The sequence below is a fragment of the Stutzerimonas kunmingensis genome (assembly GCF_002929225.1).
GTDB lineage: Bacteria > Pseudomonadota > Gammaproteobacteria > Pseudomonadales > Pseudomonadaceae > Stutzerimonas.
Window position 1 is genome coordinate 150,540 of record NZ_PISM01000014.1, and the last position, 14,267, is coordinate 164,806.

12 protein-coding genes are annotated in these 14,267 nt (G+C 64.3%); 7 read left to right on the forward strand and 5 right to left on the reverse strand.

Annotated features, from left to right (window positions below; all coding sequences use genetic code 11):
- Positions 1-31: 31 nt before the first annotated feature.
- The 7 genes from CW305_RS07315 (at position 32) to CW305_RS07345 (ending at position 7,835) form a co-directional block, all read left to right on the forward strand.
- Positions 32-1,099: an AraC family transcriptional regulator gene (locus CW305_RS07315; RefSeq protein WP_104097496.1), complete on the forward strand. Its 1,068-nt coding sequence runs from the start codon at positions 32-34 to the stop codon at positions 1,097-1,099.
- 175 nt (positions 1,100-1,274) lie between these two features.
- Complete coding sequence (locus CW305_RS07320) at positions 1,275-2,042, forward strand: SDR family NAD(P)-dependent oxidoreductase (protein WP_101275623.1); 768 nt, start codon at positions 1,275-1,277, stop codon at positions 2,040-2,042.
- An 11-nt stretch (positions 2,043-2,053) separates the two neighbouring features.
- Positions 2,054-3,238 carry an acetyl-CoA C-acyltransferase gene (locus tag CW305_RS07325; RefSeq protein ID WP_104097497.1) on the forward strand — a complete coding sequence of 395 codons (1,185 nt, stop codon included), beginning with the start codon at positions 2,054-2,056 and terminating at the stop codon, positions 3,236-3,238.
- Positions 3,239-3,248: 10 nt separating this feature from the next.
- On the forward strand, positions 3,249-4,388 hold the full coding sequence (locus CW305_RS07330; RefSeq protein ID WP_104097498.1) for an acyl-CoA dehydrogenase: 1,140 nt from the start codon (positions 3,249-3,251) through the stop codon (positions 4,386-4,388).
- A gap of 135 nt (positions 4,389-4,523) precedes the next feature.
- Positions 4,524-6,143 carry a long-chain fatty acid--CoA ligase gene (locus CW305_RS07335; RefSeq protein WP_104097499.1) on the forward strand — a complete coding sequence of 540 codons (1,620 nt, stop codon included), beginning with the start codon at positions 4,524-4,526 and terminating at the stop codon, positions 6,141-6,143.
- 74 nt (positions 6,144-6,217) lie between these two features.
- The gene (locus tag CW305_RS07340; RefSeq protein ID WP_104097500.1) at positions 6,218-7,300 is read left to right on the forward strand and encodes a CaiB/BaiF CoA transferase family protein; all 1,083 of its coding nucleotides are present in this window, start codon (positions 6,218-6,220) and stop codon (positions 7,298-7,300) included.
- A gap of 268 nt (positions 7,301-7,568) precedes the next feature.
- A complete protein-coding gene (locus CW305_RS07345) occupies positions 7,569-7,835 on the forward strand; it encodes a hypothetical protein (RefSeq protein ID WP_014820432.1) in 267 nt (88 codons plus the stop codon).
- An 859-nt stretch (positions 7,836-8,694) separates the two neighbouring features.
- Here CW305_RS07345 and CW305_RS07350 read toward each other — a convergent pair.
- Genes CW305_RS07350 through CW305_RS07370 form a run of 5 tightly spaced genes read right to left on the reverse strand, consistent with a single transcriptional unit; the run spans position 8,695 to position 14,240 of the window.
- Positions 8,695-9,846, reverse strand: coding sequence for an acyl-CoA dehydrogenase family protein (locus CW305_RS07350; RefSeq protein ID WP_104097501.1), 1,152 nt, complete (start codon positions 9,844-9,846; stop codon positions 8,695-8,697).
- A gap of 37 nt (positions 9,847-9,883) precedes the next feature.
- Entirely contained in the window at positions 9,884-10,978 is a 1,095-nt protein-coding gene (locus CW305_RS07355; RefSeq protein ID WP_104097502.1) for an enoyl-CoA hydratase/isomerase family protein, read from the reverse strand.
- Positions 10,979-10,980: 2 nt separating this feature from the next.
- Positions 10,981-11,871, reverse strand: a complete 891-nt coding sequence (gene mmsB / locus CW305_RS07360) for a 3-hydroxyisobutyrate dehydrogenase (RefSeq protein WP_104097503.1) — start codon at positions 11,869-11,871, stop codon at positions 10,981-10,983.
- 36 nt (positions 11,872-11,907) lie between these two features.
- A complete protein-coding gene (locus CW305_RS07365; protein ID WP_014820428.1) occupies positions 11,908-12,681 on the reverse strand; it encodes an enoyl-CoA hydratase in 774 nt (257 codons plus the stop codon).
- Positions 12,682-12,728: 47 nt separating this feature from the next.
- Positions 12,729-14,240, reverse strand: coding sequence for a CoA-acylating methylmalonate-semialdehyde dehydrogenase (locus tag CW305_RS07370; protein WP_104097504.1), 1,512 nt, complete (start codon positions 14,238-14,240; stop codon positions 12,729-12,731).
- Between the last annotated feature and the right edge of the window lie 27 nt (positions 14,241-14,267).

The following is a 14,267-nucleotide window of genomic DNA, read 5'->3' on the forward strand; positions in this document are numbered from 1 at the left end:
CCAACGACTACAGGGCAGGAAACCGAGCCGCATGACCAGCGAGGCGCAAACGACAGCAGACGAGGCAGCCGTCTCGGCGATAGCCCGCCGGGACAGCATCAGCGTCCGCCTGGTAGCCGAGGCGCTGCTGGGTTTTGTGCAGCCCGGGCTATCCACCGGGCAGCTGCTGGATGAGATCGGCCTCGACCCCGCCTGCCTGCAAGATCCCGACGGCCGCATGGACGTGCGCGACTACTCGCAACTCTGGCTGCGCCTGGCGCGGCGCTTCGATGACGAATTCTTCGGCATGGACCCGCGCCGGCTGCGCTGGGGCAGCTTCGTCTTTCTCAGCCGCAGCTGCATCCAGCAGCCGACACTGGAGAAGGCGCTGGTTCACGCACTGAGCTTTCTCGGGCTGGGCCTGGAGAACCTGCGTGGCAAGCTGATCCGCAGCCAGAGCCTGGCTGAAGTGGTGCTGCGCGAACGCAACCCCGAGCCGGCGCGAGCCTTTTGCTACTTCACCTTCTGGATGCTCCTGCACGGCCTGGCCTGCTGGCTGGTGGGGCGGCGTATCCCGCTGCTGGCGGTCGAGTTGCGTTGTGCCGAACCGGACTACACGGATGATTACCGCGTGATGTTTTCCGACAACCTGCGTTTCGGCCGGCCGTCGACGCGGATCATTTTCGCTGCCGAAGTGCTCGATCTGCCGATCCGTCGTAGCGAAGCAGAATTGCAGGCCTTTCTCGCCGAAGCGCCAGCCAACATCCTGGTGCGTTATCGCGACCACTCCAGCCTGGCCAGCCGCATCAAACAGCACCTGCGCAGCCTGCCCGCCGAACGCTGGCCGGACAGCGAGACGCTGGCGCAGACCTTGTGCATCTCGGCGTCAACCCTTCGCCGACGCCTGGCGGAAGCGGGGCAGCCGTACCAGGCGATCAAGGACGGCTTGCGTCAGGAGATGGCCACCGAGTGGCTCGCCGATGCTGCCATCAGCTACGGCGAAATCGCCGAGCGGCTTGGGTTTGCCGATGTCAGCTCGTTCTACAAGGCATTCCGCAAGTGGACGGGCATCAATCCCGGGCACTACCGCAATCTGATTCTGGCGCCGGCGCGGCGCTGATTACCCCGCCCAGCCTTCAGTCCACAGGCGTGCGTTGTGGCGCAGCGTGATCGCGTTTTGCCATTGGCCAAAACGGTCAGGCAGGTTGAGAACATCGACCATTGCCGCACCCGTGTGGCTGTCCAAAGATAACTCCCGGCTTCGCACCGAATAACAACAAGCACGGGAGAGCGCCATGCAGATTCGCGACAAGGTATTCCTCATTACTGGCGGTGCTTCCGGCCTCGGCGCCGCGGCGGCGCAGGCGCTGGTGGAGGCGGGCGGCAAGGTCGTACTCGTCGATCTGGATGAAGCCGCGGCCAACGCAACGGCACAGGCGCTGGGGCCGAACGCCTTGGGTGTCGCTGCCGATATTCGTGATGAGCAGGCCGCGCGCCATGCCGTCGCCACCGCCCGCGAACATTTCGGCGCGTTGCACGGGCTGGTCAACTGCGCCGGCGTCGCCGGCGGCGAAAAAGTCCTCGGCCGCAACGGCCCGCACAGTCTGGACGGCTTCAGCCGCATCGTCGGCATCAACCTGATCGGTAGCTTCAACATGCTGCGGCTGGCCGCCGAGGCGATGGCCGAGAACGCACCTGACGAAGGTGGCGAGCGCGGCGTGATCATCAATACCGCCTCGATCGCTGCCTTCGACGGCCAGATCGGCCAGGCGGCCTATGCCGCGTCCAAGGGCGGGGTGGTCAGCATGACCCTGCCTGCCGCCCGCGAATTGGCGCGCTTCGGCATCCGCGTGATGACCATCGCCCCCGGCGTGTTCGAGACGCCGATGATGGCCGGGATGACCCAGGAAATCCGCGACTCGCTGGCCGCCGGCGTGCCGTTTCCGCCACGCCTGGGCCACCCGGCCGAATACGCCGCGCTGGTGCGGCACATCTTCGAGAACAGCATGCTCAATGGCGAGGTGATCCGTCTCGACGGCGCCTTGCGCATGGCCGCCAAGTGAAGGAAGCAGAGATGAAAGATGATCCGATCGTAATCGTCAGCAGTGCGCGCACGCCCATGGGCGGTTTTCAGGGCGACCTGCAGGGGATGACCGCCTGGCAGCTCGGTGCTGCCGCCATCCGCGCGGCGGTGGAACGCAGCGGCCTGCCGGCCGAGAACGTGCAGGATGTGCTGATGGGCTGCGTGCTGCCTGCCGGCCAGGGCCAGGCACCGGCACGTCAGGCGGCGTTGAGCGCCGGGCTGACCCGCGCCACCACCTGCACCACGGTCAACAAGATGTGCGGCTCGGGCATGCAGACGGTGATCATGGCCCACGACCAGCTGCTCGCCGCGAGTGCCGATATCGTCGTCGCCGGCGGGATGGAAAGCATGTCCAACGCGCCTTACCTGCTCGACCGCGCCCGTGGCGGCTATCGCATGGGGCATGGGCGGGTGCTCGACCATATGTTTCTCGACGGTCTGGAAGACTCGTTCGACAAAGGCCGGCTGATGGGCACCTTTGCCGAAGAATGCGCCGACGCGTTCGGCTTCAGCCGTGAAGCCCAGGACGCTTACGCGCTCGAGTCCCTGCGCCGCGCTCAGGTGGCAATCAGCGAGGGGCACTTTGCCGATGAGATCGTCGCGCTGGACGTCACTCAGGGCAAACAGCAGCGGCAAATCCGCGACGACGAGCAGCCACCCAAGGCGATGCCGGAAAAGATTCCCAGTCTGAAGCCGGCGTTCCGCGAGGGCGGCACGGTGACCGCGGCCAACTCCAGCTCGATTTCCGATGGTGCCGCCGCGCTGCTGCTGATGCGCCGTTCCGAAGCCGAGCGCTGGGGCCTGCAGCCACAGGCGGTGATCCATGGCCACGCGGCCTACGCTGATGCACCGAAGCTGTTCACCACAGCGCCGATCGGCGCGATCCGCAAGCTGATGGAGCGCACCGGCTGGTCCACCGAAGACGTGGATCTGTTCGAGATCAACGAAGCCTTTGCCGTCGTCGCCATGGCCAGCATGCGCGAGTTGGGCTTGGACCACGCCAAGGTCAACGTCAACGGCGGTGCCTGCGCGCTCGGCCATCCCATCGGTGCCTCGGGCGCGCGGATCCTGGTGACGCTGCTTTCGGCCCTTCGCGCACGTGGTCTGCGCCGTGGCGTAGCGGCGATCTGCATTGGCGGCGGCGAAGCCACGGCCATGGCCGTCGAACTGATCTGAGGAGGCATCCATGCTGCCCAATGAAGATCAAAACGCGATCGCCGAGATGGCTCGCCAGTTCGCTCAGGAACGGCTGAAACCGTTCGCCGAACAGTGGAGTCGCGAGCATCGCTATCCCGCCGAGGCGATTGCCGAGATGGCCGCGCTCGGCTTCTTCGGCATGCTGGTGCCAGAGCAGTGGGGTGGCAGCGACACCGGCTACCTGGCCTATGCCATGGCATTGGAAGAGATCGCCGCCGGTGACGGCGCCTGCTCGACCATCATGAGCGTGCACAACTCGGTAGGCTGCGTGCCGATCCTGCGTTTCGGCAACGACCAGCAAAAGCGCGACTTCCTCGGTCCGCTGGCGCGCGGCGAGCAGATCGGCGCCTTCGCCCTCACCGAACCGCAGGCCGGCTCCGACGCCAGCAGCCTGCGTACTCGTGCCCGGCGTGACGGCGATCATTACGTGCTCAATGGTGCCAAGCAGTTCATCACGTCGGGCAAGCATGCCGCCACGGTGATCGTCTTTGCGGTGACCGACCCGGACGCCGGCAAGCGCGGTATCAGTGCCTTTATCGTGCCGACCGACAGCCCGGGCTATCAGGTGGTACGGGTCGAGGACAAGCTCGGTCAGCACGCGTCGGATACCTGCCAGATCGCATTCGAGGACCTGCGCGTGCCGGTGGCCAACCGGTTGGGCGAGGAAGGCGAGGGCTACCGCATTGCCCTGGCCAATCTCGAAGGCGGACGCATCGGCATCGCCGCGCAGGCGGTGGGCATGGCGCGCGCGGCGTTCGAAGCGGCGCGCGACTACGCTCGCGATCGCGAGGCCTTCGGCAAGCCGATCATCGAGCATCAGGCCGTGGCCTTCCGCCTGGCCGACATGGCCACCCAGATCGCCGTGGCGCGGCAGATGGTGCATCACGCCGCCGCGTTGCGCGAGGTCGGCCGGCCAGCACTGGTGGAGGCTTCGATGGCCAAGCTGTTCGCCTCGGAGATGGCGGAAAAGGTCTGTTCCGCCGCGATACAGACCCTGGGTGGCTACGGCTACCTGTCCGACTTCCCGGTGGAGCGCATCTACCGCGACGTACGGGTCTGCCAAATCTACGAAGGCACCAGCGATATTCAGCGCCTGGTCATCGCGCGCAACCTCGGAGGGCCGGCCTGACCGAAACCAGGTGCGCCTGCGTGCCCTGCGGCGCATCGATACGTGATTTCAGTGGTGCCGGTAGAACGCCGTTTCCTCGACCGGCACTTGCACAATAAAAACAAGATAGAGGTAGGAAACATGCAACCAGGATTGATGCAGAACGCCCCCCTGTTGATCAGCAGCATCGTCACCCACGCCGCCCGTGCTCACGGTGATCGCGAAATCGTCTCGCGGCTGGTCGACGAGCCCCTCTGGCGTTATGACTATGCCGGGCTCGCCGCCCGTTCGGCGCAGGCCGCCAGCATGCTGGCCAAACTCGGCATCGGCCCCGGAGATTGCGTGTCGTCGCTGGCCTGGAATACTCACCGTCACTACGAGCTGTTCTTCGCCGTGCCCGGCATCGGCGCTGTGCTGCACACGGCCAACCCGCGGCTGTCGGACGAACAGATCGTCTACACCATCAACCACGCCGGCAGTCAGGTGCTGCTGTTCGACAGCAGCTTTGCCGAGTGCGTCGCCCGGCTGCGGCCACGTCTGGGTAATATCCGCCATTTCATTGAACTGGCTGCGCAACCGAGTTCTGGCCTAGAGGATGCCCTGGGCTACGAGCAGCTGATCGCCGATGAGCAGCCGCTGGACTGGCCGCAGTTCGACGAGAACGCCGGCGCGGTGCTCTGTTACACCTCCGGCACCACCGGCGACCCCAAGGGCGTGCTCTACAGCCACCGCTCGGTGGTGCTGCACGCCATGGCCGCCGGGCTGTCCGGTGCGTTCGGCCTGTCCGCCTTCGATTGCATCATGCCGTGCTCGTCGCTCTATCACGGCACCGCCTGGGGCATTCCGTTCGCCGCGGCGATCAATGGCTGCAAGTTCGTGCTGCCATGCGACAAGATGGACGGCGCGAGCCTGCAGGAACTGATCAAGACCGAGGGCGTGACCCTGTCCGGCGGCGTGCCGACCATCTGGACCATGTACCTCGCCCATCTGGAACGTAGCGGTGAGGATTCCGGCAGTCTGGCGCGGCTGGTGATCGGCGGTTCCGCCGTGCCGCGGGCGATGGCCGAAACCTTCCAGACCAAGTACGGCGTCGCGGTCTGCCAGCTCTGGGGGATGACCGAGACCAGCCCGCTGGGCGTGGTGGCAACGCCGACGCCCAAGCTGGCCGAGCGTGGTCAGCAGGCGACCAACGACACCATCTGGACCCGTCAGGGCCGCCTGCAATTCGGCATCGAGCTCAAGATCGTCGACGAGGAGGGGCGTGAGCTGCCGTGCGATGGCGTCAGTTCTGGCAGCCTCAAGGTGCGCGGCCCCTGGACGGTCGAGCGCTACTACCGCAGCGAAAAAAGCGCGCTGGATGAGGATGGCTGGTTCGACACCGGTGACATCGCCACGCTGGATGCCGATGGCTTCATGCGTATTACCGACCGCAGCAAGGACGTGATCAAGTCCGGCGGCGAATGGGTCAGTTCCATCGATATCGAGAACGTCGCGGCGGCCTGTCCCGGGGTGAAGGTGGCGGCGGTGGTCGGCGTGTTCCACCCCAAATGGGAGGAGCGTCCGGTACTGGTGATCGAGCCGCACGCCGACGCTGAGGTTACGGTCGAGACGATCCTCGCCCATCTGGAGCCGAACATCGTCAAGTGGTGGATGCCGGATGCGGTGATCTTCGACGCGGTGCCGCTGACCGCTACCGGCAAGATCGACAAGAAGGTGCTGCGCGAGCGCTATCGTAACCATCTGGTCGAGAACCAGCCCAGCGCCGTGAACCAGTAACGCCTGTTACCCATACGCGCTCCGTGCTTCGGTGCGGGGCGCGTCTGCGTGCGTGGGAATCTAGGAGATTTGCCATGAACGAACACGACGATGCCCGTAGCGGACCGCTGTGCGGCCTGCGCGTGCTGGAGTTTGCCGGGATAGGCCCAGGGCCGCACTGCGCGATGCTGTTGGCAGATATGGGCGCCGAAGTGCTGCGCATCGAACGCGAGGGTGGTAACGGCTGGCCGAACCCTGTGGTCGACCGTGGGCGCAAGACGCTGACGCTGGATATCCGCAGCGAAGCAGGGCGTGCGCGCTGCCTTGAGCTGGCGCAGACCGCCGATGTGCTGATCGAGGGCTATCGGCCCGGCGTGATGGAAAGGCTCGGACTCGGGCCGGAGGAACTGCTGCAGCGCAATCCGAAACTGGTCTACGGACGCATGACCGGTTGGGGCCAGACCGGGCCGTTGGCCAGGGCTGCCGGGCACGACATCAACTACATCGCCTTGACCGGCGCGCTGGCGGCAATCCGCGGCGAGAGTGGGACGGCGATTCCGCCGTTGAATCTGGTCGGCGATTTCGGCGGCGGCTCGCTCTATCTCGCCGTCGGCATCCTCGCCGCGCTGTGGGAGCGCGAACGTTCGGGGCAGGGGCAGGTGATCGATGCGGCGATCGTCGATGGCGTGTCGTCGTTGATGACCTTCTTCGCCGGCCTGCTGCCGAGCGGGCGGATCGACATGCAACGCGAACGCAATCCGCTGGCAGGCGCTGCGCCGAACTACCGTTGCTATCGCTGCGCCGATGGTCGCGAGATTGCAATCGGGCCGCTGGAGTCGCAGTTCTGGCACGAGCTGCTGGAGCGAATAGACGCACCGAAAGCGCTCTGGGCGGGCTGTGCCGATCCAGGCGAATGGCCTGTGCAGAGCGAGCTGCTGGAGCGGCTGTTCGCGACCCGCACGCGAGCCGAGTGGTGCGCCTTGCTCGAGGGCAGCGACGCCTGCTTCGCGCCGGTGCTTGAACTGGAAGAAGCGGCGCAGCACCCGCATCTGCGCCAGCGTGGCGTTTACCAGGAAGTTGAGGGCGTGTTGCAGGCAGCACCGGCTCCGCGTTTTTCCCGCACGCCAGGCAAGGCGAGGCGGACGTTACGTTGCGGTGCGGAGGAGGGGTGGGACTGAGCTGCGCAGCTGACGGTAAGCACTGTTACGACGCACGCAGGCTTGCGCGCGAGTATCGAAGTCGACGATTTTCATGCTGCGAAAAAAAGCGCGTCCATTATTGGGCAAGCAGTCAGGAAAATGATTCCTGAATATATAACGCTTATATCGCAACACTGTTCAAAGTAATCATTCGGGGTCGACCAAAGTAGTGTGCAGCGCCCGTAAAGCGCGGCCTAGACGTGCCGCACGTCGGTTTTGGTTTGCGAGTTGGCACCAGCTGACTACTATGAAAACGGAGGCTGCTTATTACAACAAAAACGGGGAGTACAACGTCATGATTAATGATGCCGAACAACAAGTAGTTGCACTTGAACTGTGCCGTTTCCTGGCCCACTGCGTCGCTGCGATCGTTGTCGTGGGGATGCTGTTTGTGGCCCTCGTCGGATCCTGGCACGCTGCCCTCAGTGTAGGTGTCGTCCCTTTGCTCGCCATCATGGCCTGCGATTACCTAGCGAGACGCAAGGAAACTGCTGTGCAGACAGCAGACGCCTGATACGACACAGGCGCTAACCAGCCGAAGAACCTTTTTATGCCCATCGAGCGATAGACACCCTGACAGTGAACCACTGCCGGGGTGTCCTGCGTTATGCAGCCGCGAATCGGCTGGCAGACCCTTTCATATCACTATCGCGCCCTTGCACGTCGCCGCGCACAGAGGCGGTTACCCAAAGGTGTTACTCCTTTCGTACAGCGTAACGGTCACTGAGGTGGGCGGTAACGAATCAGGCGCGAATTCTGTGCTCTCTGTGCATGCGTAAATCGTAACCTATTGAAAAATATGGAGTTATCGAAACTGGCACGACGAATGCTTTGTTATTGGCATAACAAGAACAAGAAAGCACATCCAATAACAAAAACAACACGTAGCGACTCCGACACAATAAAAACAAGCAGGTGGGAGACGTAGCAAACTGATTCTTTTGGAGAGGAATTGCCCGACAGGTTTCCTGTCGACCGGACCGAGAACAATAAAACTGCCTTGAGGCAGCTCCAGAACCGGTTGAGCCCGCGAGGGTAGTGGCAACATCAGCGACCAAAATAATCCGTTTGTTCTTTATGTCCCTTATGGGACTGCTACTCGGACGATGTCCGACCGGGCTGCCAACAAAAACAACAAGCCCGTCAGCAGAAGAAGAACAAAGCAACATGACCTGAAGGGGAGCCTAGCGGCTCCCCTTTTTATTTGGGCCGCAAGACAGCGGCCACGCTGTCAGGCGTTGTGGGCATTGATTGTGTAATTGAGTGGGCTTCGATACAGCCAGGCTGGCTTTGCCATGCGAGTGACGGCGCCCTTGTGACGAATGCCGAGCTGTCACATTGCAGCACGGCATTCGTCCAGCACGCAGTGGCGTTTACAGCGCGTAGTTCGCCAGCTCCCGCGCGATCAGCAGGCGCTGGATCTCGCTCGAACCCTCGTAAATCTGCGTGATACGGGCATCGCGGTAATAGCGCTCGACCGGATAATCCTCGAGATAGCCGTAGCCACCGTGGATCTGCACCGCCTGCGAACAGACCTTCTCCGCCATTTCCGAGGCAAACAGCTTGGCCTGCGAGGCTTCGGACAGGCATGGCAGGCCGGCGCTCTTCAGCCGCGCGGCATGCAGAATCAGCAGACGTGCCGCATTCAGCTGGGTCTGCATGTCGGCGAGCATGTTGGCGATGCTCTGGTGCTCGGCGATCGGCTTGCCGAACTGCACGCGCTCGCGGGCATAGAGCAGGGCGGCTTCGAAGGCCGCACGGGCGATACCCAGGGCTTGCGCGCCGATGCCGATACGGCCGCCTTCGAGGTTCGACAGCGCAATCGCCAGGCCCTTGCCACGCTCGCCAAGCAGGTTCGCCTGCGGGATTCGGCAGTCGCTGAGCGAGACCGCGCAGGTGTCCGAGGCGCGGATACCCATCTTGTGTTCGCTGCGCTCCACCGCGAAGCCGGGCGTGTCGGTGGGCACCAGAAAGGCGGAAAGTCCCTTCTTGCCTAGGTCCGGATCAGTCACCGCGAAAACAATGGCCAACTTCGCCCGCTTGGCATTGCTGCAAAACTGCTTGCTTCCGTTGAGTACCCACTGACCGTCCACCAGCTCCGCGCGGGTGCGCAGGTTGTGCGCCTCGGAGCCGGCCTGCGGTTCGGTGAGGGCGAAGCAGCCGATGGCGCGACCGCTGGCCAGTTCGGCCAGCCATTCGTCCTTCTGCGCCTGCGAGCCGTAGTTCAGCACCGGGCCGCAACCGACCGAGTTGTGGATGCTCATCAGCGCGCCGGTGGCGCCGTCGCCGGCGGAGATTTCCTCCACGGCCAGGGCGTAGGCGACGTAGTCGATGTAGCTGCCGCCCCATTCTTCCGGGACGACCATGCCGAGCAGGCCAAGCTCACCCATCTGGGCGACCAGGGCGTCGTCGATCCAGCCGGCCTTTTCCCAGACCTGTGCATGGGGGGCGATCTCGCGGCGGGCGAAGTCGCGCGCCATGTCGCGGATCATGCGTTGGTCTTCGCTGAGTTCGAGGTCATGCATTGCGCGGTCTCTTCTTGTTGTTGTGCTGCAAAGAGGTTCAGGCCGTGGCGCTGCGGCGGGTCTTGCCGGTGGCCGCCTTGAAGCCGTCGAAGAACGCCTGCACGCGCTCCGGCGTGACCCCTGCCAGCGTCGGTGGATTCCAGCGCGGCGACTTGTCCTTGTCGATGATCAGCGCTCGCACGCCTTCCATGATGTCGCCCTTGGCGAACCATTGACGATCCAGGTGCAGCTCCAGGGCGAAACAGTCGCCAATCGGCAGCTCGCGGCCACGACGCAGCATCTCCAGGGTCACGCACATCGCCAGAGGCGAGCGGCTGTCGAGTACCTTGAGCGTTTCCTCGGCCCAGTCGGCAAACTCCGGGCGCGCCTCGGCGGCCAGCGATGCGCGAATCGACGCCACATCGCTTTTGCCGAAATGCTCGTCGATGGCCTGATGCAGTGCCTTCAGCTCAGAGCCAGGGAGCTTGTTGCTGCCCAGGGTCGCAACCAGCGTGCGCAGCGCTTCCTGCGGATGGACCGACCAGCTCATGCGGTCGAGGCAACGATCCAGTTCGGCGATCTGGTCGTGGCTGACGCACCAGTCGGCCAAACCGACGTGTAGCGCATCGGCGGCGCGGATCTGCAGGCCGGTGACGCCCATGTAGGTGCCGAGTTCACCCGGCAGGCGCGAGAGGAAATAGCTGCCGCCGACATCCGGGAAATAGCCGATGCCGACTTCCGGCATGCCCATGCGCACGCGCTCGGTGACCACGCGTAGCGACGCACCCTGGACCAGGCCCATGCCGCCGCCGAGGACGAAGCCATCCATCAGCGCCAGCAGCGGCTTCGGGTAGGCGTGAATGCACTGGTCGAGGGCGTATTCCTCCTCGAAGAAGGTTTCATGCTCGGTATCGCCGCGCTGGAAACTGTCGTACAGCGAGCGGATGTCGCCGCCGGCACAGAACGCCTTCTCGCCATTGGCGCGCAGCGCCACGGCATGAATCGTCGGATCGGCCGCCCAGACGCTGAGCTGCTGCTGCAGCAGGCGGACCATTTCCAGGGTCACGGCATTCAGCCCGGCCGGGCGATTGAGGGTGAGGTGACCGACGTGGTTGCGTACGGCGGCCAGCACGGGGCGTTCGATTGGAGGCATGTTCAGGTGTCCTTGCGGTACTGATTGATGATCGCCGAGAAGTCCAGGCCGCCATGGCCCTGGGCGCTGAAGCTCTGGTAGAGCTGCTGGGCGAGGGCGCCGAGGATCACCGGCTGGCGCACCTGCTTGGCGGCCTCGGTGGCCAGGCCCAGGTCCTTGAGCATCAGGTCGCTGCCGAAGCCGCCGCTGTAGCCACGCGACGCCGGAGCGTTTTCCAGCACGCCGGGGAAGGGGTTGTAGGTATCCGAGCTCCAGCAGCGGCCGCTGGAGGTGTTGATCACGCCGGCCAGGGTCTTGGCATCCATGCCCAGCGCGACGCCCAGCGCCATGGCCTCGGCGACGCCGATCATGGAAATGCCCAGCAGCATGTTGTTGGCGACCTTGGCCACCTGGCCGTTACCGGCCGCACCGCAGTGCACGATGTTTTTGCCCATTGCCGCGAGGATCGGCTGCGCACGATCGAAGTCCGCATCGCTGCCACCGACCATGAAGGTCAGGGTGCCGGCTGCTGCACCGCCGGTGCCGCCAGATACCGGTGCATCGAGCATCGGGTTGCCATGCTCGGCGGCGGCCTTGGCCACTTCGCGGGCGCTGTGGGGATCGATGGTCGAACAGTCGATCAGCATCAAACCGGCACGGCTGCTGGCGATCAGGCCGTTCTCGCCCAGGTACACGCTCTTCACATGGGCGGCGGCCGGCAGCATGGTGATGATCAGCTCGGCGTTGCCCTGTGCAATGGCGGTCGGGGAGTCGACCGGAAGCGCGCCGGCGCCGACCAGGTTTTCGACGGCCGCGGCGTTGAGGTCGAAGACGCTGAGTTGGTGGCCTGCCTTGAGCAGGTTGTGGGCCATGGGTGCGCCCATGTTGCCCAGGCCGATAAATCCGATATGCATGGCGTGCTTCCTCTTGTTGTTATGGCCAGATGCGGCTCAGCGATTGGTGAACTCAGGCTTGCGCTTCTCGCTGAACGCGGCCATGCCTTCCTTCTGGTCGGCAGTGGCGAACACCGCATGGAACACACGACGCTCGAAGCGAATGCCTTCGGCCAGCGTGGTCTCGAAGGCGCGGTTGACGCTTTCCTTAATCATCATGGTGGCCGGCAGGGATTTCTCAGCGATCACCCGGGCGGCCTTGAGGGTTTCCTCCAGCAGGCTTTCAGCCGGGAACACACGGGCGACGAGACCGGCGCGCTCGGCTTCGGCGGCGTCCATCTGGCGACCGGTCAGGCACATGTCCATCGCCTTGGCCTTGCCCACTGCGCGGGTGAGGCGTTGAGTGCCGCCAATGCCGGGCAGCACGCCTAGGTTGACTTCCGGCTGGCCAAAACGCGCGTTGTCTGCGGCGAAGATCATGTCGCAGAGCAATGCCAGCTCGCAGCCGCCGCCCAGGGCGTAACCGGCGACGGCGGCAATCAGCGGCTTGCGGCGCGTGGCAATGCGGTCGGCTTCGGCGAAGAAATCATCAAGATAGATCTGCGGGTAGGACAGCTCGGCCATTTCCTTGATGTCGGCGCCGGCGGCGAAGGCCTTGGCCGAGCCAGTGAGCACGACGCAGCCGACCTGCGGATCGGCCTCGAGCTGGCCCAGGGCCTGGTTCAGTTCGCTGATCAGTTGGGCGTTGAGCGCGTTGAGCGCCTGCGGCCGGTTAAGGGTGATCAGAGCAACGCGTTCTTTGATTTCTACGAGCAGGGTTTCGAATGTCATTTCAGCATCCTTTAGGGCCGGCGCGCGCGCCGGCTAGGTGAGTGATTTCACTTAAGATTGATGGTGGTGTTGACCGGGCCGCCGACCTCGTTTTCGTCGAACCAGCGCTCGGTGATGGTCTTGGTCTGGGTGTAGAACTGCACCACCTGCTTGCCATAGGGGCCGAGGTCGCCGAGCTTGGAAGCGCGTGAGCCGGTGAAGGAGAACATCGGCACCGGCACCGGGATCGGTACGTTGATGCCGACCTGACCCACGTCGATCTCTTCCTGGAAGTGCCGCGCCGCGGCACCTGAACGGGTGAAGATGGCGGTGCCGTTGCCGTTCGGGTTGGCGTTGATCAGTTCGATGGCTTCGTCCATGGTCGCTGCCGCCATGACGCAGAGGACCGGGCCGAAAATTTCTTCCTGATAGATGCTCATCTCGCGGGTAACGCCGGAGAAGATCGTCGGGCCGACGAAGTTGCCCTTTTCGTAGCCGCTGACGCTCGGGTTGCGGCCGTCCAGCTCCAGCTTGGCGCCTTCGCGCACGCCGCGTTCGATCAGCCCGCTGACGCGATCCAGCGCCGCGCAGGAAACCAGCGGACCGACATCGGTGCCGGCCTCGACACCGGCGTTGACCTTGAGGGTCTGCGCCTTGGCCACCAGATCGGGAATCCAGGCCTGCGCTTCGCCCACCAGCACCACCACCGACAGCGCCATGCAGCGCTGGCCGGCCGCACCGAACGCGGCACCGGCGAGGTTGTTGAGGGTCTGTTCCTTGTGCGCATCGGGCAGCACGATGGCGTGGTTCTTCGCGCCCATCATGCACTGCACGCGCTTGCCGGCCTGGCTGGCGCGGTTGTAGACATGGGTGCCGACCCTGGTCGAGCCAACGAAGGACACCGCCTTGATATCCGGGTGGTCGCAGATCGCGTTCACCGCGTCCGGCCCGCCGTGCACCACGTTGAGCACGCCCGGTGGCACGCCGGCTTCCAGCGCCAGTTCGCACAGGCGCATGGTGACCATCGGGTCCTGCTCGGACGGCTTGAGGACGAAGGTGTTACCGGTGGCGATGGCCATCGGGAACATCCACAGCGGAATCATCGCCGGGAAGTTGAACGGCGTGATGCCGGCGCAGACGCCCAGCGGCTGCAGCAGGGTATAGGTATCGACGCCAGCGGTGACGTTGTTGGCCAGCTCGCCGAGCTGCAGGTTGCCGATGCCAGCGGCGTGCTCGACCACTTCCAGGCCGCGGAACACGTCGCCCTCGGCATCGGCCAGGGTCTTGCCCTGTTCGGCGGTGAGGATCGCCGCCAGCTCTTTCATGTTTTCGCGGATCAGCTGCTGGTACTTGAGGAAGATGCGCGCCCGCGCGCCGATCGGTGTCTTGCGCCAGGTCTTGAAGGCTTTCTGGCCGCTGGCGACGGCACGGTCGATTTCCTCGGCAGTCGCAAAAGGCACGCGCGCCAGGACTTCCTGGGTCGCCGGGTTGACGACATCGCGCCAGTCCTGGGTGGTCGATTCGATAAATTCACCGTCGATCAGCAATTTGACGGTAGGAATGGAGCTGGACGTTGTCATAAGGCTCTCCGCCTGAAAAGGCACTGT